The 23,068-nt window shown below is 49.9% G+C and carries 24 protein-coding genes; 5 read left to right on the plus strand and 19 right to left on the minus strand.

Features of this window, described 5'->3' with window-relative positions:
- Positions 1 to 26 precede the first annotated feature (26 nt).
- From atpA to ACVA58_RS24775, 19 genes are all read right to left on the minus strand, one after another.
- On the minus strand, positions 27 to 1,568 hold the full coding sequence (gene atpA, locus ACVA58_RS24685; protein ID WP_446512928.1) for a F0F1 ATP synthase subunit alpha: 1,542 nt from the start codon (positions 1,566 to 1,568) through the stop codon (positions 27 to 29).
- A gap of 16 nt (positions 1,569 to 1,584) precedes the next feature.
- Positions 1,585 to 2,118: a F0F1 ATP synthase subunit delta gene (atpH, locus tag ACVA58_RS24690; protein WP_446512929.1), complete on the minus strand. Its 534-nt coding sequence runs from the start codon at positions 2,116 to 2,118 to the stop codon at positions 1,585 to 1,587.
- A 16-nt stretch (positions 2,119 to 2,134) separates the two neighbouring features.
- Complete coding sequence (gene atpF / locus ACVA58_RS24695; RefSeq protein ID WP_428656961.1) at positions 2,135 to 2,605, minus strand: F0F1 ATP synthase subunit B; 471 nt, start codon at positions 2,603 to 2,605, stop codon at positions 2,135 to 2,137.
- 49 nt (positions 2,606 to 2,654) lie between these two features.
- Positions 2,655 to 2,912: a F0F1 ATP synthase subunit C gene (atpE, locus tag ACVA58_RS24700; protein ID WP_005302247.1), complete on the minus strand. Its 258-nt coding sequence runs from the start codon at positions 2,910 to 2,912 to the stop codon at positions 2,655 to 2,657.
- A 67-nt stretch (positions 2,913 to 2,979) separates the two neighbouring features.
- The gene (gene atpB / locus ACVA58_RS24705; RefSeq protein ID WP_107351517.1) at positions 2,980 to 3,768 is read right to left on the minus strand and encodes a F0F1 ATP synthase subunit A; all 789 of its coding nucleotides are present in this window, start codon (positions 3,766 to 3,768) and stop codon (positions 2,980 to 2,982) included.
- A gap of 8 nt (positions 3,769 to 3,776) precedes the next feature.
- On the minus strand, positions 3,777 to 4,166 hold the full coding sequence (locus ACVA58_RS24710; RefSeq protein ID WP_428656965.1) for a F0F1 ATP synthase subunit I: 390 nt from the start codon (positions 4,164 to 4,166) through the stop codon (positions 3,777 to 3,779).
- 178 nt (positions 4,167 to 4,344) lie between these two features.
- Positions 4,345 to 5,232, minus strand: coding sequence for a ParB/RepB/Spo0J family partition protein (locus ACVA58_RS24715; RefSeq protein ID WP_446512958.1), 888 nt, complete (start codon positions 5,230 to 5,232; stop codon positions 4,345 to 4,347).
- Between the two features lie 15 nt (positions 5,233 to 5,247).
- Complete coding sequence (locus tag ACVA58_RS24720) at positions 5,248 to 6,042, minus strand: ParA family protein (protein WP_446512930.1); 795 nt, start codon at positions 6,040 to 6,042, stop codon at positions 5,248 to 5,250.
- A 16-nt stretch (positions 6,043 to 6,058) separates the two neighbouring features.
- On the minus strand, positions 6,059 to 6,679 hold the full coding sequence (gene rsmG, locus ACVA58_RS24725) for a 16S rRNA (guanine(527)-N(7))-methyltransferase RsmG (RefSeq protein ID WP_446512931.1): 621 nt from the start codon (positions 6,677 to 6,679) through the stop codon (positions 6,059 to 6,061).
- A 9-nt stretch (positions 6,680 to 6,688) separates the two neighbouring features.
- Entirely contained in the window at positions 6,689 to 8,578 is a 1,890-nt protein-coding gene (gene mnmG / locus ACVA58_RS24730; RefSeq protein WP_446512932.1) for a tRNA uridine-5-carboxymethylaminomethyl(34) synthesis enzyme MnmG, read from the minus strand.
- A 433-nt stretch (positions 8,579 to 9,011) separates the two neighbouring features.
- Positions 9,012 to 9,455 carry an FMN-binding protein MioC gene (gene mioC / locus ACVA58_RS24735; RefSeq protein WP_446512933.1) on the minus strand — a complete coding sequence of 148 codons (444 nt, stop codon included), beginning with the start codon at positions 9,453 to 9,455 and terminating at the stop codon, positions 9,012 to 9,014.
- Between the two features lie 173 nt (positions 9,456 to 9,628).
- Entirely contained in the window at positions 9,629 to 10,996 is a 1,368-nt protein-coding gene (mnmE, locus tag ACVA58_RS24740; RefSeq protein WP_446512934.1) for a tRNA uridine-5-carboxymethylaminomethyl(34) synthesis GTPase MnmE, read from the minus strand.
- Positions 10,997 to 11,133: 137 nt separating this feature from the next.
- Positions 11,134 to 12,744 carry a membrane protein insertase YidC gene (gene yidC / locus ACVA58_RS24745; protein ID WP_446512935.1) on the minus strand — a complete coding sequence of 537 codons (1,611 nt, stop codon included), beginning with the start codon at positions 12,742 to 12,744 and terminating at the stop codon, positions 11,134 to 11,136.
- Between the two features lie 2 nt (positions 12,745 to 12,746).
- Positions 12,747 to 13,004, minus strand: a complete 258-nt coding sequence (gene yidD, locus ACVA58_RS24750; RefSeq protein WP_107351526.1) for a membrane protein insertion efficiency factor YidD — start codon at positions 13,002 to 13,004, stop codon at positions 12,747 to 12,749.
- Positions 12,971 to 13,327 carry a ribonuclease P protein component gene (gene rnpA, locus ACVA58_RS24755; protein ID WP_428656988.1) on the minus strand — a complete coding sequence of 119 codons (357 nt, stop codon included), beginning with the start codon at positions 13,325 to 13,327 and terminating at the stop codon, positions 12,971 to 12,973. The genes yidD and rnpA overlap by 34 nt, the downstream gene beginning before the upstream one ends.
- 13 nt (positions 13,328 to 13,340) lie before the next feature.
- Positions 13,341 to 13,475, minus strand: a complete 135-nt coding sequence (gene rpmH, locus ACVA58_RS24760) for a 50S ribosomal protein L34 (protein WP_006233350.1) — start codon at positions 13,473 to 13,475, stop codon at positions 13,341 to 13,343.
- 184 nt (positions 13,476 to 13,659) lie between these two features.
- Positions 13,660 to 14,397, minus strand: coding sequence for an amino acid ABC transporter ATP-binding protein (locus tag ACVA58_RS24765; RefSeq protein ID WP_446512936.1), 738 nt, complete (start codon positions 14,395 to 14,397; stop codon positions 13,660 to 13,662).
- Positions 14,394 to 15,065 (minus strand): amino acid ABC transporter permease, encoded by a 672-nt coding sequence (locus ACVA58_RS24770; protein WP_446512937.1) that lies wholly within the window; start codon positions 15,063 to 15,065, stop codon positions 14,394 to 14,396. The genes ACVA58_RS24765 and ACVA58_RS24770 overlap by 4 nt, the downstream gene beginning before the upstream one ends.
- 85 nt (positions 15,066 to 15,150) lie before the next feature.
- Positions 15,151 to 15,906, minus strand: a complete 756-nt coding sequence (locus ACVA58_RS24775) for an amino acid ABC transporter substrate-binding protein (RefSeq protein ID WP_446512938.1) — start codon at positions 15,904 to 15,906, stop codon at positions 15,151 to 15,153.
- A gap of 307 nt (positions 15,907 to 16,213) precedes the next feature.
- Here ACVA58_RS24775 and dnaA point away from each other — a divergent pair, with 307 nt between their 5' ends.
- The 5 genes from dnaA to ibpA all read left to right on the plus strand — a co-directional run bounded on the left by dnaA (position 16,214) and on the right by ibpA (position 23,004).
- The gene (gene dnaA, locus ACVA58_RS24780) at positions 16,214 to 17,641 is read left to right on the plus strand and encodes a chromosomal replication initiator protein DnaA (RefSeq protein WP_446512939.1); all 1,428 of its coding nucleotides are present in this window, start codon (positions 16,214 to 16,216) and stop codon (positions 17,639 to 17,641) included.
- A 1-nt stretch (position 17,642) separates the two neighbouring features.
- Positions 17,643 to 18,743: a DNA polymerase III subunit beta gene (gene dnaN, locus ACVA58_RS24785; protein WP_446512940.1), complete on the plus strand. Its 1,101-nt coding sequence runs from the start codon at positions 17,643 to 17,645 to the stop codon at positions 18,741 to 18,743.
- A gap of 4 nt (positions 18,744 to 18,747) precedes the next feature.
- Positions 18,748 to 19,827, plus strand: a complete 1,080-nt coding sequence (recF, locus tag ACVA58_RS24790) for a DNA replication/repair protein RecF (protein WP_446512941.1) — start codon at positions 18,748 to 18,750, stop codon at positions 19,825 to 19,827.
- Between the two features lie 19 nt (positions 19,828 to 19,846).
- A complete protein-coding gene (gene gyrB, locus ACVA58_RS24795; protein ID WP_446512942.1) occupies positions 19,847 to 22,261 on the plus strand; it encodes a DNA topoisomerase (ATP-hydrolyzing) subunit B in 2,415 nt (804 codons plus the stop codon).
- Between the two features lie 302 nt (positions 22,262 to 22,563).
- The gene (ibpA, locus tag ACVA58_RS24800; protein WP_446512943.1) at positions 22,564 to 23,004 is read left to right on the plus strand and encodes a small heat shock chaperone IbpA; all 441 of its coding nucleotides are present in this window, start codon (positions 22,564 to 22,566) and stop codon (positions 23,002 to 23,004) included.
- Positions 23,005 to 23,068 lie beyond the last annotated feature (64 nt).

The following is a 23,068-nucleotide window of genomic DNA, read 5'->3' on the forward strand; positions in this document are numbered from 1 at the left end:
GGTGATCGCAAGCGACCACCAACCAATTACCAAGTCTGGGTCGCTTTGAAATCTTCAACCAGTTTTACAAACTGAGCTTCGATTTCATCGTTCCACGCACCCGTTTCATCAACCTGAGACACAAGCTCAGCGAATTGACCTTTGGCATATGAAAGCAACGCAGCTTCAAAGTCAGCAAGCTTAGTCAGCTCAACATCATTCAAATAGCCTTTTTCCGCAGCAAAGATAACCACAGCCTGTTCAAACACAGACATCGGTGAGTACTGCTTCTGCTTCATCAGCTCAGTTACTTTCTGACCGTGATCAAGCTGTTTCTTAGTTGCTTCATCAAGGTCAGACGAGAACTGTGCAAATGCTGCAAGTTCACGGTACTGTGCCAGTGCGGTACGAATACCACCAGACAGTTTCTTGATGATTTTAGTTTGAGCAGAACCACCTACACGCGATACAGAGATACCTGGATCAACCGCTGGACGAATACCAGCATTGAACAGCTCTGTTTGCAGGAAGATCTGACCATCGGTGATAGAGATAACGTTAGTCGGTACGAATGCCGATACGTCACCTGCTTGCGTTTCGATAATTGGAAGCGCAGTCAGTGAACCTGTTTTACCTTTCACTTCACCGTTTGTGAATTTTTCTACGTAGTGCTCACTGACGCGAGACGCACGCTCTAGAAGACGAGAGTGTAAGTAGAAAACATCACCAGGGAATGCTTCACGGCCCGGTGGACGCTTAAGCAATAGTGAAATTTGACGGTAAGCAACAGCCTGCTTAGACAGGTCATCGTATACGATCAGTGCATCTTCACCACGGTCACGGAAGTATTCACCCATTGCACAACCAGCGTAAGGCGCTAGGTATTGCAGTGCTGCTGATTCAGAAGCTGACGCAACAACAATGATAGTGTTTTCCAGTGCACCGTGCTCTTCCAGCTTACGTACTACGTTTGCGATAGTAGAAGCTTTCTGGCCGATAGCGACATATACAGAATAAATACCAGAGTTTTTCTGGTTGATGATGGCATCGATCGCCATCGCGGTTTTACCCGTCTGGCGGTCACCGATGATCAGCTCACGCTGGCCACGGCCGATAGGGATCATCGAGTCAACTGCCTTGTAACCAGTCTGAACTGGCTGATCAACAGATTTACGGTCGATAACACCCGGAGCAATCACTTCAACAGGAGAGTAAACCTCTGCTTCGATTGGACCTTTACCATCAATAGGCTCACCCAGTGTATTCACTACGCGGCCTAGAAGTGCAGGGCCTACTGGTACTTCAAGAATACGACCAGTACCCGTTACTTTCATGCCTTCCTGAAGGTCAGCATATGGGCCCATTACAACCGCACCAACCGAGTCACGCTCAAGGTTAAGTGCTAGTGCATAACGGCCACCAGGTAATTCAATCATTTCACCTTGCATCACATCAGCAAGGCCATGGATACGAATGATACCGTCGCTTACCGACACGATAGTACCTTCGTTACGCGCTTCACTTACAACGTTGAAATTTTCAATACGTTGCTTGATCAGTTCGCTAATTTCCGTGGAATTAAGTTGCATGCTCCAATTCCCCAAATCAAGACTGCAAAGTATCGCTCAGGCGGTCTAACTTGCCGCGTACTGAGTTATCGATGACTAAGTCTCCAGCTCTAATCACGACCCCAGCAATCAGGGTCTCGTCTACACTGCAATTCAGCTTAACCTTACGGCTCAAACGCTGTTCCAGCTTCTCACTGATGGCAACAAGTTGACTATCATCCAAGGCAACCGCAGAAATCACGGTGGCATCGATAGTTTTTTCCAGCTCACTCTTAAAGAGCAGGAACTCGCTGCATACAGCAGGAAGTGCTTTTAGGCGTCCGTTCTCGGCCATTACCTTAATCAGGTTCTGGCCGGCTTCGTTGAGTTGCTCGCCGCATACCGACAGGAAAATTTCCGTCAGCTTGTTCGCCGCGTAACCGCTATCCAAGATATCCTGGATAGTTTCATTACGGGTAACTTCGGCAGCAAAGGAGAGCATTTCCGCCCATTGGGCCAGCTCACCTTTCTCAACCGCAAGGTCAAAGGCTGCTTTAGCGTAGGGGCGTGCGATAGTAGTCATATCCGACATGTGCTTGCCCCTTTAATTACAGTTCTGCAGTGACTTTGTTAAGAAGATCAGCGTGCGCATCTTTATCGATAGTACGCTCAATGATTTTCTCAGCACCAATCACAGCCAGAGTTGCAACTTGTTTTCTTAGTTCATCGCGTGCGCGGTTACGTTCTGCCTCGATCTCAGCAAGACCTTGAGACAGAATTTTTTCACGCTCAACGAGGGCTTCAGCCTTCGCTTCGTCGACAATCTGAGCTTTGCGCTTGTTAGCTTGCTCTACAATTTCAGTTGCAGTGCGTTTTGCTTCTTTCAGTTGGTCAGAAGCATTTGACTGCGCTAGGTTCAGGTCTTTGGCAGCGCGATCAGCGGCTGCCAAACCGTCAGCAATTTTTTTCTGACGCTCTTCAATCGCTTCCATGATTGGTGGCCATACATATTTCATGCAGAACACGACAAACATAAAGAAGGCGATAGCCTGACCCAGCAAAGTTGCATTCATATTCACAACGCATCTCCTTAAAAAGGGTTGCTATGGGTCCGTTCGTTTTGTGTTATTAACCAGCTAGCTGGCCAACGAATGGGTTTGCGAATGTGAATAGTAGAGCGATTACGATACCGATCATTGGAACCGCATCAAGCAGACCAGCAATGATGAACATCTTAACCTGTAGCATTGGAGCCATTTCAGGCTGGCGTGCAGCACCTTCAAGGAATTTACCACCAAGAAGGGCGAAGCCGATCGCTGTACCCAGTGCAGCAAGACCTACAATGATGCCCACGGCAATTGCAGAAAAGCTTAGTAAAGTTTCCATCACTATCTCCAGTTTATAGTTGTCGGCTAAAGTGCCAGTAAAAAATTGAATAATTTACAAATAATCGTTAATGATTGTCTTCATGTGCCTGAGACAGGTACACAATAGTCAACATCATAAACACGAATGCTTGAATTGTAATGACTAGAACGTGGAATATTGCCCACGGTACCGAACCCAGCCATTGTGCCCACCACGGCATAAGTGCCGCGATTAGGATAAACACCACCTCACCAGCGAACATGTTACCGAACAGACGCATACCCAATGAAAGCGGCTTCGCCAGTAGCGAAACAATTTCAAGAAGCAGGTTGAACGGGATCATGACCGGGTGATTGAACGGGTGAAGAGCCAGTTCTTTCGCAAAGCCACCGAGACCTTTTACTTTGATGCTGTAGTAAATCATCAAGGCAAAAACGCCCAGCGCCATTGACATGGTGATGTTGACATCAGCACTCGGTACCACCTTAAGGTAAGGAATACCCAACCAATGTTCAGCAGGATACGGAAGAAAATCAATTGGCACTAAGTCCATGATGTTCATCAGCAAAATCCAGCAGAAAATGGTAAGAGCCAAAGGAGCTATCAGCGGGTTGCGGCCATGGAAGGTTTCCTTGACGTTGTCGTCAACGAACTCTACTACCATTTCCACAAAACACTGTAGTTTCCCAGGAACTCCTGATGTCGCTGTTTTCGCAGCCTTACGGAATACCCAAAGAAAGAGTAGACCGGTCAGGGCTGAGAAAAACAGGCTATCTATATGTACCGTCCAGAAACCACCATCACCAATCGACAAATTTGTCAGGTGGTGAGTGATGTAGCCTGACGGCGTTAGCGCTTCACCTGGCGCAGCCATAACTCATCCTATTTGTTGTTGTTAATGAATAAAACCGGCCCAAAGATATTAACTCCGAGAGCCAGCAAATAGGTCAGTTTGAGGGGAACAAGTTCCACCTCGACATACAGGTAAACAATGGCAAACAAGATGACCGTGATGAGGATTTTCAACACTTCGCCACCAAAAAATGACGCCATGACCAGCCGGGCCTTACGGGCACCGCTGAACAAAAACGCACAGGTCGCAAAGACAGCATTAGCGATCACAAAGATGCCGCCACCGATTAATGCAGATATTCCCCAGTCAACACTGACAGCAAAAACTGCCATGATTGCCGTTATCAAAACGACGCCAGATTGTAGTAACAGCAACCGTTTCGCCAAATGGCGTCCCGGTCGAACTAGCGCCGATACCATGTATTCGTTCCTCGAGTACGTTCCACTGCACTTACGACGTGCTGGGAAAACAGCGAAAATTATACGGCTCATTAGATTGAATGCAATCTAATCGCAGCAAAAAAAGATGTTAGATTTTACAACACAATAACTTGATCACGTCGTTGTAATTTTTGCAACAAAATATGCACGTTTTATATCACATTTCGTGACCTAACATTGCAATAATTTGCTGGAGTTTGTCAGCCTGTTCAAAACTGATAACGATCTTTCCTTTACCGTTTTTCTGCTGATTAATCGCCACCTGGGTGCCAAACTGCTCACTTAGCTGGTTTTCTACCGCTTCGATTTTTGGGTTGGCAACCGCCACTTTGGGCTCAGGTTCCGGCGTCAGCATCTTCTTCACCAAGCGTTCGGCATCACGAACCGTTAACATCTTGGCTACAACTATTTGTGCCGCTTCCAGTTGGCGCTCATTAGGCAAAGCCAGCATGGCGCGGGCATGGCCCATTTCCAGCTGTTTTTGCTCTACCATGCGCTTAACCGGCGCTTCTAGCTGGTTCAAACGCAACAGGTTAGATACCGCTGCACGGGACTTGCCCACCGCTTCGGCGACCTGCTGGTGAGTAAGTGAAAACTCACTCTGCAGCCGTTCCAGTGCCTGCGCTTCTTCTATCGCGTTGAGATCTTCACGTTGGATATTCTCAATCAAGGCAATGGCCACGGTGGCCCTGTCGTTAACATCCTTGATAATACAAGGGACTTTCTGAAGGCCCGCTTGACGCGAAGCACGCCAGCGCCGCTCACCAGCAATGATCTCGTACTGCTGCGGAGCCGTTTCTCTAACCACAATCGGCTGGATCACTCCTTGGGCGCGGATCGACTCTGCCAGCTCCGCCAGCGCCTCTTCCGACATATCTTTGCGTGGCTGGTAGCGGCCTGGTACCAGCTGGCTGATAGCCAACTCTTTGAGGCTACCGTCAGCCGACAATGTTTGTGCTTTATCAGCCTGCTGCAGCTTGGTGGCCGCAACAGAGCTAGTGGCCAGTAGGGCATCAAGACCTTTTCCCAAGCCTCGTTTATTCATGTTCATGGTTAACCTTTATGCATCGACCGCGCTGGCATTCGCTGCCAGCTCGTCACGGCGGATAATTTCACCGGCCAAGGCCAAGTAGGCTTTGGCACCGCTCGAATACTTGTCGTAGTACATGGCCGGTCGACCATGGCTCGGTGCTTCGGCAAGACGGACATTGCGCGGGATAACGGTACGATAGACCTTGTCGCCAAAGTGCTTCTTGAGCTGCTGGGACACTTCGTTCGCCAGCCGGTTGCGCGGGTCATACATGGTCCGCAGCAATCCCTCAATTTTCAGTTCACTGTTGACGACAGCGGTGAGTTTACTGATGGTATCCATCAATGCCGTCAGCCCCTCGAGCGCGAAATATTCACACTGCATAGGTACCAGAACAGAATCTGATGCTGTCATTGCATTGATTGTAAGAAGGTTTAAGGCAGGAGGACAATCAATAAAGATGAAATCATAGTTACCACGAACATTTTCGAGGGCTGTACGCAGCCGAACTTCGCGGGCAAAGACTTCCATCAACTTGATTTCTGCCGCCGTAACATCACCGTTAGCAGCTATCAGATGATAGCCGCCAGTGGTGTCGGTGATCACGACATCGTCGAACGGGGTTTCTTCGACAAGAAGCTCATAAGCCGTTGCATCGACTTGGTATTTATCCACGCCGCTGGCCATGGTGGCGTTGCCTTGGGGATCCAAGTCAATGACCAAGACCTTACGTTGCGTGGCCGCCAATGACGCTGCCAAGTTGACACATGTTGTGGTTTTACCCACGCCTCCCTTCTGGTTGGCTACCGCTATGACTCTTCCCACAAAAAAACCTCATCCTTTAATCCTTTGCCGTCAAGACTACTAGATGGCGTTCGCCTTCCAGCTCAGGAACGTGCAAAGATTTGACTTCCGTCACAGAACACCATTCAGGTAGTTCTGTCACTTCCTGCTGATTGAATTGCCCTTTCAGCGCCAGGAAACACCCGTTGCTGGCAGGGAGGTGGTGGCACCAAGATACCATATCATTCATTGAGGCAAAGGCACGGCTGAGTACGGCATCAAAACCGATTTCAGGCTGGAATTCCTCAACCCGGCTTTGAACCGGGGTGACATTGTCGATCTTCAGTTCATGGATCACCTGACGGATGAAACGGATCCGCTTGCCCAAGCTGTCCAATAATGTGAACTGCTTGTCCGGGTTCATGATCGCCAAAGGGATCCCTGGCAGGCCCGGACCAGTACCTACATCGATAAACCGCTCACCGACAAGGTGAGGGCTTACCACAATACTATCCATAATATGTTTCACCAACATCTCATACGGATCTCGTACCGATGTCAGATTATACGCCTTATTCCATTTATCCAGCATGGCTACATAGCCGACTAGCTGGTCAATTTGCTGATCTGTGACTGTGAGATCAGTTTGCGCTATCAGTTGCACCAGACGTTGTTTCACAAATTACTCCTATTCGCCTTTTTTCAGCAGGCCTTGCTTCTTGAGATATACCAAAAGCAGAGAAATCGCTGCCGGGGTGATGCCTGAAATACGTGAAGCCATACCGATAGTTTCCGGCTTGGCATCATTGAGCTTGGCAATCACTTCGTTCGACAAGCCTTTGACTACGCTGTAATCGACATCCAGCGGTAGCTTGGTTTTCTCATGGCGCAGAGATTTTTCCACTTCGTCTTTTTGACGGTCGATATACCCTTGGTACTTAACTTGGGTTTCCACCTGCTCGCTGGCCTGGCTATCTTCGTGGGCCGGACCAAACAACGCAATGTCGGTAAGCTGGTTGTAAGTCACTTCCGGACGACGCAGCAAGTCCTCACCACTCGCCTCGCGAGCGATTGGCGTCTTGAGGATTTGATTGACCGACTCAACGTCTTCCGAAGTCGGGTTCACCCAAATATTTTTCAGGCGCTGGCGTTCCTGTTCGATGTTTTCCAGCTTCTGATTGAAACGCGCCCAGCGCTCATCATCAACCAGGCCAAACTCGCGGCCAATTTCAGTCAAACGCAAATCAGCGTTGTCTTCACGCAACAGCAAGCGGTATTCAGCACGAGATGTGAACATACGGTACGGTTCTTTGGTCCCCATGGTCGACAAATCGTCAATCAATACGCCCATGTAGGCCTGATCACGACGCGGGCTCCAACCTTCACGATCCTGAGCCAGCAGAGCAGCGTTCATCCCGGCCAACAAGCCTTGAGCCGCTGCCTCTTCATAACCGGTGGTGCCGTTGATCTGGCCGGCAAAGAACAAGCCATTGATAAACTTAGTTTCGAACGTCTGCTTCAAATCACGCGGATCGAAGAAATCATACTCAATGGCATAACCCGGACGGACGATATCGGCATTCTCGAAGCCTTTCATCGAACGGACAATCTGCATCTGAACATCAAACGGCAAACTGGTGGAAATACCGTTCGGATAAAGCTCATGGGTGGTCAGGCCTTCAGGCTCGATGAAGATCTGATGGCTGTCCTTGTCGGCAAAACGCATCACTTTGTCTTCGATCGATGGACAGTAACGCGGGCCGATCCCCTCGATCACTCCGGAATACATCGGACTGCGATCCAGGTTATTACGGATCACATCGTGGGTTTTCTCGTTGGTGTGGGTAATAAAGCATGGGATCTGGCGTGGATGATCCGAGGCTTTCCCCATAAATGAGAACAGCGGTGTTGGGTTGTCACCATGCTGGGCCTGCAGCTGACTGAAATCGACACTACGCGCATCAATACGTGGGGGTGTACCGGTTTTAAGACGATCAACACGGAATGGCATTTCACGCAAACGTGATGCCAAAGTGATCGACGGTGGATCCCCAGCGCGCCCGCCGTTGTAGTTTTCCAGACCGATGTGGATCTTACCACCGAGGAACGTCCCTACGGTCAAAACGACCGCTTTGGCACGGAACTTCAGTCCCATTTCGGTTACGGCGCCGACGACTCGATCATTTTCGATGATCAGATCATCAACCGCCTGTTGGAATAGTTTTAGATTCGGCTGGTTTTCCAGCACTTCACGCACAGCAGCCTTGTACAAGGCGCGGTCTGCCTGAGCGCGTGTTGCCCTCACCGCAGGGCCTTTTGACGAGTTCAAAGTGCGGAATTGGATCCCGCCTTTGTCGATCGCCCGGGCCATTAAACCACCAAGAGCGTCAACTTCTTTAACCAGGTGTCCTTTCCCGATCCCGCCGATTGCTGGGTTGCATGACATCTGTCCCAACGTATCGATGTTGTGTGTCAGCAGTAGGGTTTTTTGTCCCATACGGGCTGCCGCCAGTGCAGCTTCAGTCCCTGCATGGCCGCCACCTACGACGATGACATCAAAATTTTCCTGGTAAAACATGAAACTACCTCGGATATTCAAAATTGGCAGTGAGTTATCTTTGAGCGAAGGAGCAATATTCTATCCTGTTTCAGTCGTGGAGAGAATCTTTCCTGAAGATCATTTGATCCTTGGAGGATACCGCTTTTGAATATAGATAAGATCTTTTAAATAGATCTTCTGTTAGATCTATTATATAGATCCGCCGATCGTGTGGATAAGTGATAAATGATCCTAATGATCATGGTGTTATGTAGGATCATTTGCTGTGGAGTGGCATGGATCAACGCAAGGATTAGCTGGGATCAAAAACGCTAGTTATCAACAGCTGAATATCTGAAGATAAGTTATTAAATGGATAACTATGGGTTGATCACCGTTTAGATCTATAGTTATCCACAGAAAAAAGTTTAAAGATCGGCAAAAATTGGGTAAAAAATTGTCTATTTTTTGCTCAAATCAGGTTGTTTTTCCAGTTTTCCAGCCATCGTTCTGCAGGATCCTCTGGTACTGGATCCTGTGATACATCAATTTCGAGCCTTTCCCCAAGGCGGATCGCTCCCAGGTTTGTCAACTGCTGATCTATTTTCCTGGCTGCTGCACAGAAGGTATCGTAGCTAGAATCACCCAAACCGATCACCGCATAGTGTAAAGTGGCGAGATCCGGTTGCTGGCTGAGCAGTTGTTCGGCGAAGGGCTGGAAATTGTCGGGATATTCACCTGCGCCGTGGGTAGAGCAGACCACTAGCCAGATATTACCGGTAGACAGCTGCCCGAAATCGGGCTGGTTGGTGATATCGGTACTATGGCCGGCTTGTTCCAGCAGATCGCTCAAGTGGTCGGCAACGTATTCGGCGCCGCCAAGGGTGCTGCCGGTGATCAGGGTTATGTGGCTCATGTCCTCAAATCCATGTAGATATTCACAAAGGGTTTATACACAGCATTGTACTGGCTTGGACGTAGGAAGGAAGCTTGATCTTATTGTGGAGGGGATCTTTTATCGGCAGTTTATACACAGCCTGTCACGAGGATCCGAAACAGGCTGTGGAAATGATCGCGAGTGGGGATCGGCTATTTGCCGATACAGAACGAGGTGAAGATCCTGCCGAGTAGATCATCGGAAGTAAATTCACCGGTAATTTCACTCAGGTGCTGCTGGGCAAGGCGGAGTTCCTCAGCAAGGATTTCTCCAGCCATGAAACCTTCCAACTGCTCTTTGCCTGTTTCCAGGTTGTTGGCAGCGCGCTCCAGGGCGTCAAGGTGGCGACGGCGGGCCATAAAGCCACCTTCGGTCGTACCGGCAAAGCCCATGCACTCCTTGAGGTGTTCACGTAGCGGATCAACCCCTTCACCGGTACGGGCAGACAGGCGGATAAGGGTAGGATTGTTAACGTGGCAGATCCCGGTGTTTTCCCCGGTCAGCTCAGCCTTGTTACGGATCACGGTAATGCCCAATCCTTGCGGTAAACGTTCGACGAACTCCGGCCAGATCTCCGCCGGGTCAGTGGCATCAGTGGTGGTGCTATCGACCATGAACAGCACGCGGTCGGCCTGCTGGATTTCTTCCCAGGCCCGCTCAATACCAATGCGCTCTACCTCGTCAGAGGCCTCACGCAAGCCGGCGGTATCGATGATATGCAGTGGCATGCCATCGATGTGGATGTGCTCGCGCAGTACGTCGCGGGTCGTACCGGCAATATCGGTAACAATGGCGCTGTCCTTGCCCGAAAGGGCGTTAAGCAGGCTTGATTTACCGGCGTTTGGACGGCCTGCAATCACGACCTTCATCCCTTCACGCATAATTGCGCCCTGGTTGGCTTCGCGTCTTACTGCATCTAATCGGCTGATAATGCCATTTAGATCACCGGAGACCTTGCCGTCGGACAGGAAGTCGATTTCTTCTTCCGGGAAGTCAATCGCAGCTTCGACGTAGATGCGCAGGTGGATAAGGGCTTCAACTAATTCATTAACGCGGGCCGAGAAGGCACCCTGAAGCGATTTAAAGGCACTTTTTGCCGCTTCCTCTGAACTTGCATCAATCAGGTCGGCAATCGCCTCAGCTTGCGCCAGGTCGAGTTTGTCATTCATGAACGCACGCTCGGAGAATTCCCCCGGGCGCGCGGCACGGATGCCATCGACTTCCAAGATACGGCGGATCATCATATCCATCAGTACCGGACCGCCATGGCCCTGAAGCTCAAGGACATCTTCACCGGTAAAGGAATTCGGGCCCTTGAAGAACAAAGCTATACCCTGATCCAATGCTGTGCCATCTTCATTTTTGAACGATAGGTATTCGGCATAGCGCGGTTTGAGCTCACGGCCGGCAACGGCAAGGGTGACCTCTTTGGCTTTCGGGCCCGAGACGCGGATGATCCCGACGCCGCCACGTCCCGGAGGGGTGGCTTGGGCAACAATGGTATCTGTATGTTCAGTCATAATTTTGGCTTAGCTTGATAAATACGTTGCAATTGTAAACAGAGTAGTGGCGATTGCCCAGCAATGGCAAGCGTTTGGAATTGGGATAATAAAAAAGGCGGCCCGTAGGCCGCCTTTTCCTTCTCATCAGAGCTGCATTATTTGCTATGCAGGCCTTTCTTCTCCAGCGAGCGGTAAATCAACGTCTGCTGGATAAGCGTTACGACGTTAGATACTAGCCAGTAAAGAACTAGACCCGATGGGAAGAACAGGAAGAAGAAGGTGAACATCACCGGCATGAAGGTCATGATCTTCTGCTGCATCGGATCAGTAACCGTCGTCGGGCTCATCTTCTGGATCATGAACATGGTCGCACCCATCAGGATCGGCAGGATGTAGTACGGGTCCTGAGCTGATAGGTCGTGGATCCAACCGAAGAATGGCGTATGACGTAGTTCAACTGATTCCATCAGTGACCAGTAAAGCGCAATGAAGATAGGCATCTGTAGCAAGATTGGTAGACAGCCACCCAGCGGGTTCACTTTCTCTTTCTTGTACAGTTCCATCATTTCCTGGCTCATGCGCTGGCGGTCGTCGCCCAGACGTTCACGCATTGCTTGCAGCTTTGGCTGCAGCATACGCATTTTCGCCATTGAGGTGTACTGCGCTTTAGTCAGCGGGTACATCGCACCACGAACAATGAAAGTCAGGATAATGATTGCCAGACCCCAGTTCACCACAATGCCTTGGATGAATGATAGAAGGCTGTGCAGCGGGCTAGCAATAAACCATAGCCAACCGTAGTCGACAGTCAGGTTCAGGTTAGAAGCTGTCGCTGCCATTTGGTCTTGTAGCTTAGGACCAACCCATAGCGTAGCCGTTAGTGACTGCTCACTACCCGGAGCTATGTTAGCCGTTGGCATACGCACACCAATGTAACCCTGACCATTACTGGTGCGGGTGTATAGGTTGGTGGCTTCTTCTGTACGCGGGATCCATGCTGTCACGAAGTAGTGCTGCATCATCGCCGCCCAGCCTTGATTGGCGATAGTCAGGTTAAGGTTCTTATCCTGCATATCGTCAAAGCTGTATTTTTTGTACTTCACGCTGTCAGCTGAGTATGCGCCGCCGCGGTAGGTAGGCATGGTTAGACTACCACCGTCATCCATCAGGTTTTGCTTTAGCTGAGCATACATTTGCACGCTGGCTGGCTTGTCTGATTGGTTGTTGATGCTGTATTCGACATCAACAGCATAGCTGTCACGCTTAACGATGAAGGTTTTGGTGTAGCTGATACCATCTTGCTCGTACGTTAGCGGTACACGCAATTCGTCTTGGTCGTCGCTAAGGGTGAAGCTGTCAGCGCTTGCTTGTAGCTGGGCGCGGCCGGCTGATGTATCGATACCCTGGGCACCAATTAGACCTGATTGAGCCGTGTAGCTGTGGCTCTGGTCGTTTTTCAGTAGAACGAATGGGTCTTCCGATTCCAATTCGTTGTCGTAGGCCAGTAGTTTGGCTTCAATGATGTCACCACCAAGCGTATCGACAGTAAGCGCCAGTACATCTGTATTAATGGTGATTAGGTTGTTTGACGTGCTTTGGTCAGTGATAGGCTGACCATCAGCGGAATGCGAAGGCACATCACCACTGTTGTTGACTTGTTGCGCTACACCCTGCGTTTGCGGGTTGCTGTCAGTATTCCACTGTTGGAACAGTAGGAAAGAGACAAACAGTAGGGCAATTAACAGAATATTGCGTTGGGAATCCATCGTTAATTATCTCTGTCGTTATGCTTGGTTGGCGGAACGGGGTCATAACCACCGTCGGTTAAAGGATGACATCTTAATAGACGTTTCGCTGCGAACCAACCACCTTTTATCGCTCCATGCGTTTTTATCGCCTCGATAGCGTATTGGGAACATGTAGGGGTAAAGCGACAGCGGGGGCCAATAAGCGGACTTATTGCTAGTTGGTAAAAGCGGACTAGTCTGATGACTAGCCACGCGAAGGGCGAGACAGGCGATGCCATAATTTCTCTAAAAGCTTGAAAAGTTCTTCGTTGCTCAGCTCACTGGCACTCTTCTTGGCGATAACGACAAAATCCTTAGCAGGCAGATCGTGTTGCTTCAGGCGGAAACTCTCGCGCACGATACGCTTGAATTTGTTACGGCCAACGGCAGTTTTGATCTGTTTCTTCGGGACAGCCAAGCCAAGACGCGGATGGTCAAGGTTGTTATTACGGGCAAGAATAGTTAAATGGGGAGAGCCAGCACGATGAGCTTGCTGGAAGACTTTTTTGTAATGTTCGGGAGTTAACAGACGTAACTCCCGAGAGAAAGCGTTCTTACTCAAAATAATCTGATGATTACTTAGAAAGACGCTTACGGCCTTTAGCGCGACGAGCGTTGATTGTTGCGCGACCGTTCTTAGTAGCCATGCGTGCACGGAAACCGTGGCTACGCTTGCGCTTTAGAACTGAAGGTTGAAAAGTGCGTTTCATGGGTTTTACCTTAAATTAACTGATCAGTTTTTAAGTTTGGTTAGAGTTTAGCGACTGATTTCAGTCGTTGCCTCTAATCAAAGAGGCGGAATTGTAATCACTGACTCTTAAATAGTCAATAATTATGCCCGTAGAAACTACGGGCGCTGAATTATACTTCCTATTTACCAGAGTGCAAGGATCCTTAACGGATCCCAACTTGGCTCAGGAACTTCTTCAGCCTCGGATCTTGCGGGTTACCGAAGATCTGATCCGGAGTGCCTTGTTCGACAAAGCCGCCATCGGCCATAAAGATCACCCGATCGGCCACTTCGCGGGCAAATTGCATTTCGTGGGTAACCACCAGCATCGTCTGGTGCCGGGTGGCTAGTTTTTGCATCAAGCTCAATACCTCACCGACCCACTCGGGATCCAGTGCCGATGTCGGTTCGTCAAACAGCAGTAGTTCGGCTTCGAGTGCCATTGCACGGCCGATCCCGACCCGTTGTTGTTGGCCGCCAGACAGAGCGGCTGGGTAATGATCGCCCTTATCGCCAAGGCCAATGTCGTCAAGGATCTGCTGAGCTTTCTGGTGAGCTTCCTGTTTGTTCCAGCCTTTGACGGTGATCAGGCCCTCTGCGATATTTTGTCGTGCTGTCAGGTGAGCAAAGAGGGCGTAATTCTGGAATACAAACCCGGTCTTGCGGCGCAGTGCCAGCACCTCTTTTTGGCCGGCCTGCTGGCTGTCGACCGAGACATCGCCAAGGGTGAGGTGTCCCTCATCGGCGGTTTCAAGAAAATTGACACAGCGCAGCAGTGTCGACTTGCCGGTCCCTGATGGGCCGATCACGACGACGATTTCACCTTTGCTGATAGTTAAATCTAGACCGGAAAAGATGGTTGCATCACCAAAGCGCTTGGTCAGGTTTTCAATCTTTATCATCGTGTATAAGCCCTGTTGAGTTTGGCTTCTGCCCAGTTTTGAACCCGGGTCAGGACAAGCACTATACCCCAGTAAATAAGGGCAACGGCAAGGAATGCCTCGAAAAACTTAAAACTGGAAGAGGCCTCCATCTGGGCCATCGCCATGATTTCAGCTACCCCGAGGGTGAAAGCTAACGAGGTTGATTTGATCATGTCGATGAAATAGTTCATCAATGATGGCAGTGCAACCCGTGCAGCCTGTGGCAGGATGATCCGGCGCATGGCCTGCAGTTCGGTCATCCCAATGGACAGGCTGGCTTCGCGTTGACTGCGGTCGACACCAAGGATAGCTGCGCGGATACTTTCGGCCATGTAGGCGGCAAAATGCAGGCTCAAGCCAATGACCGAGGCAGTAAAGGCATCGAGACCAACAAAGACCGGCATTACTTGCGGCAGACCGTAATAGAGCAGGAAGAGCTGTACCAGCAGCGGAGTACCGCGGAAAAAGCTGATATAGAGCTGGCTGAGTTGATCGAGTACCGGAATGCGGTAAGTTCGCAGCAACGCCAGTACCAATGCGATGATCAGAGCGAAAACTAAGCCCCAGAGTGCCATTCCCATCGTGGTGCCGAGGTATTTGAACAAGATCGGCATCAGGGAAAGCATGTAGTCAAAATCAAAACCCATATGGTGTCTTCTTTTTACGGTGGTTTTTCAGCGACAAAGACCCACCCGAGGGTGAGCCTTTTGTTATGAAGAATAGCAGGTGTGACTAGTGGGTGATGTCGGCATCAAACCACTTGATCGAAATCTCGGCGAGGGTACCGTCTTCGCGCATCGCATCGAGTGCTACGTTCACTTCGTCACGCAGCTTTTCACCTTTCTCACCTTGTACGAACGGCCAGGCATTCTCGATGGTCTCGAACGGTTCACCGGCCAATTCCAGTGGTAGGTTAGCCTTCTTGATGAGTTCAAGCGATGACAGACGGTCCATCACGAAGGCATCAGTGCGGCCCAGGGCGACGTCGTGTTCGATGCCGGTGTCGTAGGTTTTTATCTTGATGTTGCCATCGATATCCAGTTTGCGCAGGAGCTGCTCATAGTTTGAGCCCAGGTTTACCCCAACGGTTTTGCCGGATAGGTCGGCTGTGCCAGAGATGGCGTCATTGCCCTTACGCACGACTAACTGTGCCCCATCGACGACATAAGGCTGCGAGAACAGATACTTAGCCTTACGCTCATCGGTCATAGTGATTTGATTGGAGATAGTGTCGATTCGACCTGTTTCTAATAATCCGAACAAACCAGAGAAGTTAGCGGTAACAAACTCGACATTGTAGTCATTGCGTTTGCCGATCTCGTTCCACAGATCGACCTCAAAGCCTTGTAGCTGATCTTGCTTAACAAAAGTAAAAGGGAAATAGCGTCCTGACATTCCTACTTTTACATCGGTGGCAGCCATCGCGGCTTGGCTAACCGACAAGGTTAGGGCGATTGCAGTCAATGAAGTTGTTACCCAGCTTTTCATCCTGTTTACTCCTCAGGTTGCTGTGATGATGTTCTGTGGGAATTATCCTATCTGTTAATAATAGGTTTCTTTAAATAACTTAGGGTTATTTTAAATAACCTTTCGTAATGCCTGTGAATGGGCATTGTTTATGGATTTGTGGGTAAGCAGGGGTAAAATTGTGGTGATCGCGAGTATAATTGTGCGATCCATGTGAATAAGTCAGATCTTATTCACTTGATCTGCGATCTCTTTGCTGGCGATCCTGAGCCAGCAGGTATAAAATTGCATCCCTTTTAGTGTTTAGTTATTCAGTGTGGAGTCGAGCTTGTCATCTTCGCTTTGGTTGCAGTGCCTTCAACGCCTTCAAGAAGAACTCCCTGCAACAGAATTCAGTATGTGGGTTCGACCGCTTCAAGCCGAGTTGAGCGACAATACGTTGACCTTGTTTGCGCCCAACCGCTTCGTGCTGGATTGGGTCCGTGATAAGTACCTCAACAACATCAACCGCCTGCTCAATGAGTTCTGCGGTAACGATTTGCCGATCCTGCGGTTTGAGGTGGGTAGCCGCCGTGTTATCGCGCCGTCGCCACAGCGGGTTTCGCCTCCGCCGACCCTGACACCGGCTCCTGCTGCTGTCGTAGCGGCACCGGCGCCGAAAGTTGTAGACGATACGCCTTCGCGTACCTGGGAGCCTGCGCCGTCGCCGGTGCAGCCCGAGTCGCAGTCTGGTTACCGTTCAAACGTGAACCCTAAGCATAATTTCAACAACTTTGTTGAGGGTAAATCGAATCAGTTGGGTTTGGCTGCTTGTCGACAGGTGGCTGATAATCCGGGGGCTGCGTACAACCCGCTGTTCCTCTACGGTGGAACCGGTTTGGGTAAAACCCACTTGTTGCATGCCGTTGGCAATGCCATTGCCGACCGTAAGCCCAACGCCAAAGTGGTGTACATGCACTCTGAGCGTTTTGTTCAGGATATGGTTAAGGCGCTGCAGAACAATGCCATCGAAGAATTCAAGCGTTACTACCGTAGCGTCGATGCACTTTTAATCGATGATATTCAGTTCTTTGCTAACAAGGAGCGTTCGCAGGAAGAGTTCTTCCACACCTTTAATGCACTACTAGAAGGTAACCAGCAGATTATCCTGACCTCTGACCGTTACCCGCGTGAGATTAACGGGGTTGAGGATCGCCTTAAATCGCGTTTTGGCTGGGGCCTGACGGTCGCTATTGAGCCACCGGAGTTGGAAACCCGCGTCGCGATCTTGATGAAAAAGGCTGAAGACCACAATATCCGGTTGGCGGATGAAGTTGCATTCTTCATTGCCAAACGTCTGCGCTCCAATGTCCGTGAGTTGGAAGGGGCTCTAAACCGCGTGATCGCCAATGCCAACTTTACCGGCCGTGCAATCACGATTGATTTTGTCCGTGAGGCGCTGCGAGATTTGCTGGCCTTGCAGGAAAAACTGGTCACGATCGATAATATTCAAAAGACCGTGGCCGAGTACTATAAAATTAAGATGGCTGATATGCTATCCAAGCGCCGCTCCCGCTCGGTTGCACGCCCGCGCCAGATGGCGATGGCTTTGGCAAAAGAGTTGACCAACCATAGCTTGCCGGAGATCGGTGATGCCTTTGGTGGCCGGGATCATACAACGGTGCTACACGCATGCCGCAAGATTGAGCAGCTGCGTGAGGAAAGCCATGACATCAAAGAAGATTATTCTAACCTAATAAGAACACTGTCATCTTAATATGAAATTTACAGTTGCACGCGAACAGCTATTAAAACCCCTGCAGCAGGTCTCTGGTGCATTGGGGAGCCGCCCTTCATTGCCTATCCTCGGTAATATTCTGTTGGTTGTTGAGCAGGGTTGCCTGTCTATGACGGGTACCGACCTTGAAGTTGAGATGATTGCCAAGCTGGCCCTGGAAGGGGATGTTGAAGAGGGGGCTGTAACCGTCCCGTCGCGCAAATTCCTAGATATTTGCCGTGGCTTGCCAGACAGTGCCAATATCTCTGTCTCCCTCGAAGGTGATCGCGCCATCATCCGCTCTGGCCGTAGCCGCTATACGCTATCAGTACTGCCTGCGGCAGATTTTCCAAATATCGAAGATTGGCAGAGTGAAGTAGAAATTACCCTGCCTCAAGGCCAGATGCGGCAGCTTATCGATAGCACCCAATTTTCGATGGCTCATCAGGATGTCCGTTACTATCTAAATGGTATGCTGTTTGAAACAGATGGCCAGCAATTGCGTTCGGTAGCTACCGATGGCCACCGAATGGCAGTGTGTGCAGTGGCGACAAATGATGTGTTGCCAGCCAAGCAGATCATTGTCCCACGTAAAGGGGTCATGGAGCTGATGCGTCTGCTCGATAGCCCTGATGAAGAGATCCGTCTGCAAATTGGTCATTCCAATATCCGTGCCGAAGTGAATAACTATATCTTCACTTCCAAGCTGGTTGATGGTCGCTTCCCTGATTACCGCCGCGTGATGCCGCAGAACAGCAATAAGGTGGTCGAGGCGAGCTGTGACGAATTGCGTAAGGCTTTCTCCCGTGCTGCTATCTTATCGAATGAAAAGTTCCGCGGCGTGAGAGTGAACCTTTCTCCGGGTGAGATGCGCATTACTGCCAATAACCCTGAGCAGGAAGAAGCCGAAGAGTTTTTGGACGTCGACTACCAGGGCGAAGCACTCGAAATTGGTTTCAACGTTAGTTATGTGCTTGATGTACTTAATACTCTTAAATGTGAGCAGGTACGCTGGTCGCTGACCGATGCCAATGCCAGTGCCTTGCTGGAAGACAGTGCCAGCGGCGAAGCCATGTATGTGGTGATGCCAATTAGGCTGTAGGGTCATGTCGCTAACACGCCTGATCGTCAAAGATTTTCGAAACATTGAAGCCTGTGACTTGTTGTTGTCGCCAGGCTTCAATTTTCTTGTTGGGGCCAATGGCAGCGGCAAGACCAGTGTTTTAGAAGCGATCCACTACCTCGGCCATGGCCGTTCGTTCCGCAGTCACCTGACAGGCAGGGTGATCCGTCATGAGCAGCAACAGCTGTTTGTCCATGGCCGGTTGCAATCCCCTTCAGCTATCGAACTACCTGTTGGCATCAACAAGAAGCGTGATGGCACCACCGAGCTTAAAATTGGTGGTGAAGGGAACCAAAAGTTAGCCCAATTGGCCCAACTGCTGCCTTTGCAACTAATCACGCCGGAAGGCTTTGACTTATTGATTGGTGGACCGAAGTTCCGCCGCGCCTTTATTGATTGGGGCGTGTTTCACGTGGAACCGCAGTTCTACCATGCCTGGATGCGAGTAAAACGGTTAACCAAACAGCGCAATGCCTTGCTCAAAACCGCTCGGTATTATCGTGAATTGAGCTACTGGGATCAGGAGCTCAGTGTTTTGGCGGAACAGATTTCGCAATGGCGCCATGACTATCTTGATGCCGTAAAGCTCAAAGCCAAAGAGATCTGCGAAATCTTTTTGCCGGAATTTGATATCCAACTCGGGTACTACCGAGGTTGGGAAAAAGACACCCCTTATGCTGAACTGCTTCAGCGTAATTTTGAACGGGATAGCCAATTGGGTTACACCGCCAGCGGGCCGCACAAAGCGGACTTGCGAGTGAAAGTGGCCGGCACCCCAGTAGAGGATGTGCTTTCCCGAGGTCAGCTCAAGCTGATGGTGTGTGCTTTGCGCCTCGCGCAAGGATTGCACCTGACCGAAGCAACGGGTAAGCAGTGTATATATTTAATTGATGATTTTGCTTCCGAGCTGGATAGCCATCGTCGGGCACTGTTGGCGCAGCGGTTGAAAGAGACCGGGGCGCAAGTTTTTATCAGTGCAATCAGCATTGAGCAAATAGCAGAAATGCATGATGAAAATGGCAAGATGTTTCATGTGGAACACGGTAAAATAACCGCAGGATAATTTAAGCGAGAGTAACTCAATGTCCAACAACTACGATTCATCAAGTATCAAGGTACTTAAGGGCCTTGATGCGGTACGTAAGCGCCCAGGGATGTATATTGGCGATACCGATGACGGTACAGGCTTGCACCACATGGTATTTGAGGTAGTCGATAACTCTATCGATGAAGCTCTTGCTGGCCACTGTGAAGATATCATTGTCACCATCCACGAAGATGGATCTGTATCTGTCAGTGATGATGGTCGTGGTATCCCGACTGAATTGCACCCTGAAGAAGGCGTGTCGGCAGCGGAAGTTATCATGACGGTACTTCACGCCGGTGGTAAGTTCGATGACAACTCCTACAAGGTATCCGGTGGTCTGCACGGGGTAGGTGTGTCAGTGGTGAACGCCCTGTCTGAAAAAGTGGAACTGACGATTAACCGCGGTGGTGCTGTACACCAGCAGATTTACCGTCATGGTGAGCCTGAAGCACCTCTAGGTGTGATTGCCGATACCGACAAAACCGGTACCCGCATCCGTTTCTGGCCAAGTGCTGAAACCTTCACAAACATCGAATTCCATTATGAAATTCTGGCCAAACGCCTACGTGAACTGTCTTTCCTGAATTCAGGTGTGTCTATCCGTCTGATCGACGAGCGTGAAGAAGACAAGCAAGATCACTTCATGTACGAAGGTGGTATCCGTGCCTTTGTTGAGCACTTGAACCGCAATAAAACGCCTATCCACCCGAAAGTATTCCACTTTGATTTCACCCGTGAAGACGGTATCGGTGTTGAAGTGGCGATGCAGTGGAATGATGGCTTCCAGGAAAACATTTACTGTTTCACCAACAATATCCCACAGCGTGATGGTGGTACCCACCTGGCAGGTTTCCGTGGTGCGTTGACCCGTACCTTGAATAACTTCATGGACAAAGAAGGTTATTCGAAGAAAGCCAAAACGGCGACATCGGGTGACGATGCCCGTGAAGGCCTGACGGCGGTTGTGTCGGTGAAAGTGCCGGATCCTAAGTTCTCAAGCCAGACCAAAGACAAGCTGGTATCGAGTGAAGTTAAGCCGGCCGTTGAATCAACCATGGGTGAGAAGCTGAGTGAATTCCTTCTGGAAAACCCAGCAGATGCCAAGACCGTTTGTTCTAAGATTATCGACGCCTCTCGTGCCCGTGAAGCGGCGCGTAAAGCGCGTGAAATGACTCGTCGTAAAGGCGCGCTCGATCTCGCCGGCCTACCGGGCAAACTAGCCGATTGTCAGGAAAAAGATCCAGCCCTCTCTGAACTATACATAGTGGAGGGTGACTCTGCGGGCGGTAGTGCCAAGCAGGGTCGTAACCGTAAGAACCAGGCTATCCTACCGCTTAAAGGTAAGATCCTGAACGTTGAGAAAGCACGCTTCGATAAGATGCTGTCTTCTCAGGAAGTTGCAACGCTCATTACGGCAATGGGCTGTGGTATCGGTCGCGACGAGTACAACCCGGATAAACTGCGTTACCACAACATCATCATCATGACAGATGCTGATGTCGATGGTTCCCACATCCGTACGCTGTTGCTGACGTTCTTCTATCGTCAAATGCCAGAGCTTATCGAGCGTGGCCACATCTATATTGCCCAGCCTCCACTGTACAAAGTGAAGAAGGGTAAGCAAGAGCAATACATCCAGGATGACGAAGATATGGGTCAGTACCAGGTGACCCTGGCATTGGACAACGCAGCACTGTTTACTTCAGAAGATGCACCTGCGATTTCTGGTGAAGCTCTTGAAACGTTGGTTAAGCAATTCAACGGTGCCACCAAACTGGTTGAGCGCATGAGCCGTCGCTACCCGATACTGATGCTCAATGAGTTTATCTATCAACCACGTTTGTCTGCCGAGATGCTTAACAGCGAAAGCGATGTTGAAGGTTGGGTGAAAGCACTGATCCTTGCACTGAATGCTAAGCAATCTGGTGAGAGCCAGTACAGCTTCGAGGTTGTGCGCGATGAGGAAAGCGGCCTGTGGTTGCCGAAAGTTATCGTTCGTACCCATGGTGTTGAACATGAATACTTGCTGAGTGCTGATTTGCTTAACTCGAAAGAGTACAGCAAGCTAGCGGATTTATCTGAAGCGTTGTTTGAGTTACTTGACGAGTCTGCCTATGTTCAGCGTGGTGAACGCAAGCAGCCGGTCACCAGCTTCAAAGAAGCGCTAGACTGGTTGATAAAAGAGTCACGCCGTGGTCTTTCTCTACAGCGATACAAAGGTCTAGGCGAGATGAACCCAGATCAGTTGTGGGAAACCACTATGGATCCAGAAACCCGTCGCATGATGCAGGTAAACATCAACGATGCGGTTGCAGCCGATGAATTGTTTACGACTTTGATGGGTGATCATGTAGAGCCTCGTCGTAACTTTATTGAAGCTAACGCCCTGAATGCAAACTTGGATATCTAATATCCACTCGCATGAGCAAGATTGAAAGCGCCGCACATTCGTGCGGCGTTTTTTTTGGAACTCTGGTTGCGTGGTAAGTACATAGTGGCCGATATACGTCCAAGGTTAGTGTTTAGGCGAGGCGGAGAGGAAACAAAAATAATTTTTGCGATAGGGGTTGGAATGACATTTGGTCACCCCTATATCTATTAATGAAGAGCATGGTGCCACAGGTTGGGCCTGCAACCGGCTTGTCCGCAAAAGGAAAGCCACTTCGACAATTCAATCGTAAATTCTATTGCTTCTAAAGAAGGATAAACTATATGCGAAACCTAGATTTCACTCCTCTATACCGCTCTGCTATCGGCTTTGATCGTCTGTTCAACCAAATGGAAAAATCAGCAACGAATGCCAACGCTGGCTACCCACCGTATAACATTGAGCAACAAGACGAGAACCATTACCGCATTACTATGGCAGTGGCCGGCTTTGCTGATGAGCATCTGGATATCACCCAGCAACAAAACAAACTGATTGTCCGTGGTACCCGTGAAGCCACAGGTGATACTGAGCGTCAGTACCTTTATCAAGGTATCGCCGAGCGCGACTTTGAGCGTAAATTCCAGTTGGCCGACTACGTAAAAGTCGTTGGAGCCGAAATGGAAAATGGCCTACTTCATATTGACCTCGAACGTGAGATCCCTGAAGAGCAAAAGCCTCGCAAGATAGCGATTAACGGCAGCCGTCTGTTAGAAGGCGAGTGATCGGGACTGCTCCTGATTAGCCCATAGAGAAGTGAAAGGTCAGCCATGGTGCTGGCCTTTTTTG

It is taken from the genome of Photobacterium sp. DNB22_13_2 (assembly GCF_052873915.1).

Coding starts and splice junctions, on each gene's coding strand:
- atpA (WP_446512928.1), bottom strand. CDS start 1,568: ATGCAACTTAATTCCACGGAAATTAGCGAACTGATCAAGCAACGTATT.
- atpH (WP_446512929.1), bottom strand. CDS start 2,118: ATGTCGGATATGACTACTATCGCACGCCCCTACGCTAAAGCAGCCTTT.
- atpE (WP_005302247.1), bottom strand. CDS start 2,912: ATGGAAACTTTACTAAGCTTTTCTGCAATTGCCGTGGGCATCATTGTA.
- atpB (WP_107351517.1), bottom strand. CDS start 3,768: ATGGCTGCGCCAGGTGAAGCGCTAACGCCGTCAGGCTACATCACTCAC.
- ACVA58_RS24710 (WP_428656965.1), bottom strand. CDS start 4,166: ATGGTATCGGCGCTAGTTCGACCGGGACGCCATTTGGCGAAACGGTTG.
- ACVA58_RS24715 (WP_446512958.1), bottom strand. CDS start 5,232: ATGAATAAACGAGGCTTGGGAAAAGGTCTTGATGCCCTACTGGCCACT.
- mnmG (WP_446512932.1), bottom strand. CDS start 8,578: ATGTTTTACCAGGAAAATTTTGATGTCATCGTCGTAGGTGGCGGCCAT.
- mioC (WP_446512933.1), bottom strand. CDS start 9,455: ATGAGCCACATAACCCTGATCACCGGCAGCACCCTTGGCGGCGCCGAA.
- mnmE (WP_446512934.1), bottom strand. CDS start 10,996: ATGACTGAACATACAGATACCATTGTTGCCCAAGCCACCCCTCCGGGA.
- yidC (WP_446512935.1), bottom strand. CDS start 12,744: ATGGATTCCCAACGCAATATTCTGTTAATTGCCCTACTGTTTGTCTCT.
- yidD (WP_107351526.1), bottom strand. CDS start 13,004: ATGGCATCGCCTGTCTCGCCCTTCGCGTGGCTAGTCATCAGACTAGTC.
- rpmH (WP_006233350.1), bottom strand. CDS start 13,475: ATGAAACGCACTTTTCAACCTTCAGTTCTAAAGCGCAAGCGTAGCCAC.
- ACVA58_RS24765 (WP_446512936.1), bottom strand. CDS start 14,397: ATGATAAAGATTGAAAACCTGACCAAGCGCTTTGGTGATGCAACCATC.
- ACVA58_RS24770 (WP_446512937.1), bottom strand. CDS start 15,065: ATGGGTTTTGATTTTGACTACATGCTTTCCCTGATGCCGATCTTGTTC.
- ACVA58_RS24775 (WP_446512938.1), bottom strand. CDS start 15,906: ATGAAAAGCTGGGTAACAACTTCATTGACTGCAATCGCCCTAACCTTG.
- dnaN (WP_446512940.1), top strand. CDS start 17,643: ATGAAATTTACAGTTGCACGCGAACAGCTATTAAAACCCCTGCAGCAG.
- recF (WP_446512941.1), top strand. CDS start 18,748: ATGTCGCTAACACGCCTGATCGTCAAAGATTTTCGAAACATTGAAGCC.
- gyrB (WP_446512942.1), top strand. CDS start 19,847: ATGTCCAACAACTACGATTCATCAAGTATCAAGGTACTTAAGGGCCTT.
- ibpA (WP_446512943.1), top strand. CDS start 22,564: ATGCGAAACCTAGATTTCACTCCTCTATACCGCTCTGCTATCGGCTTT.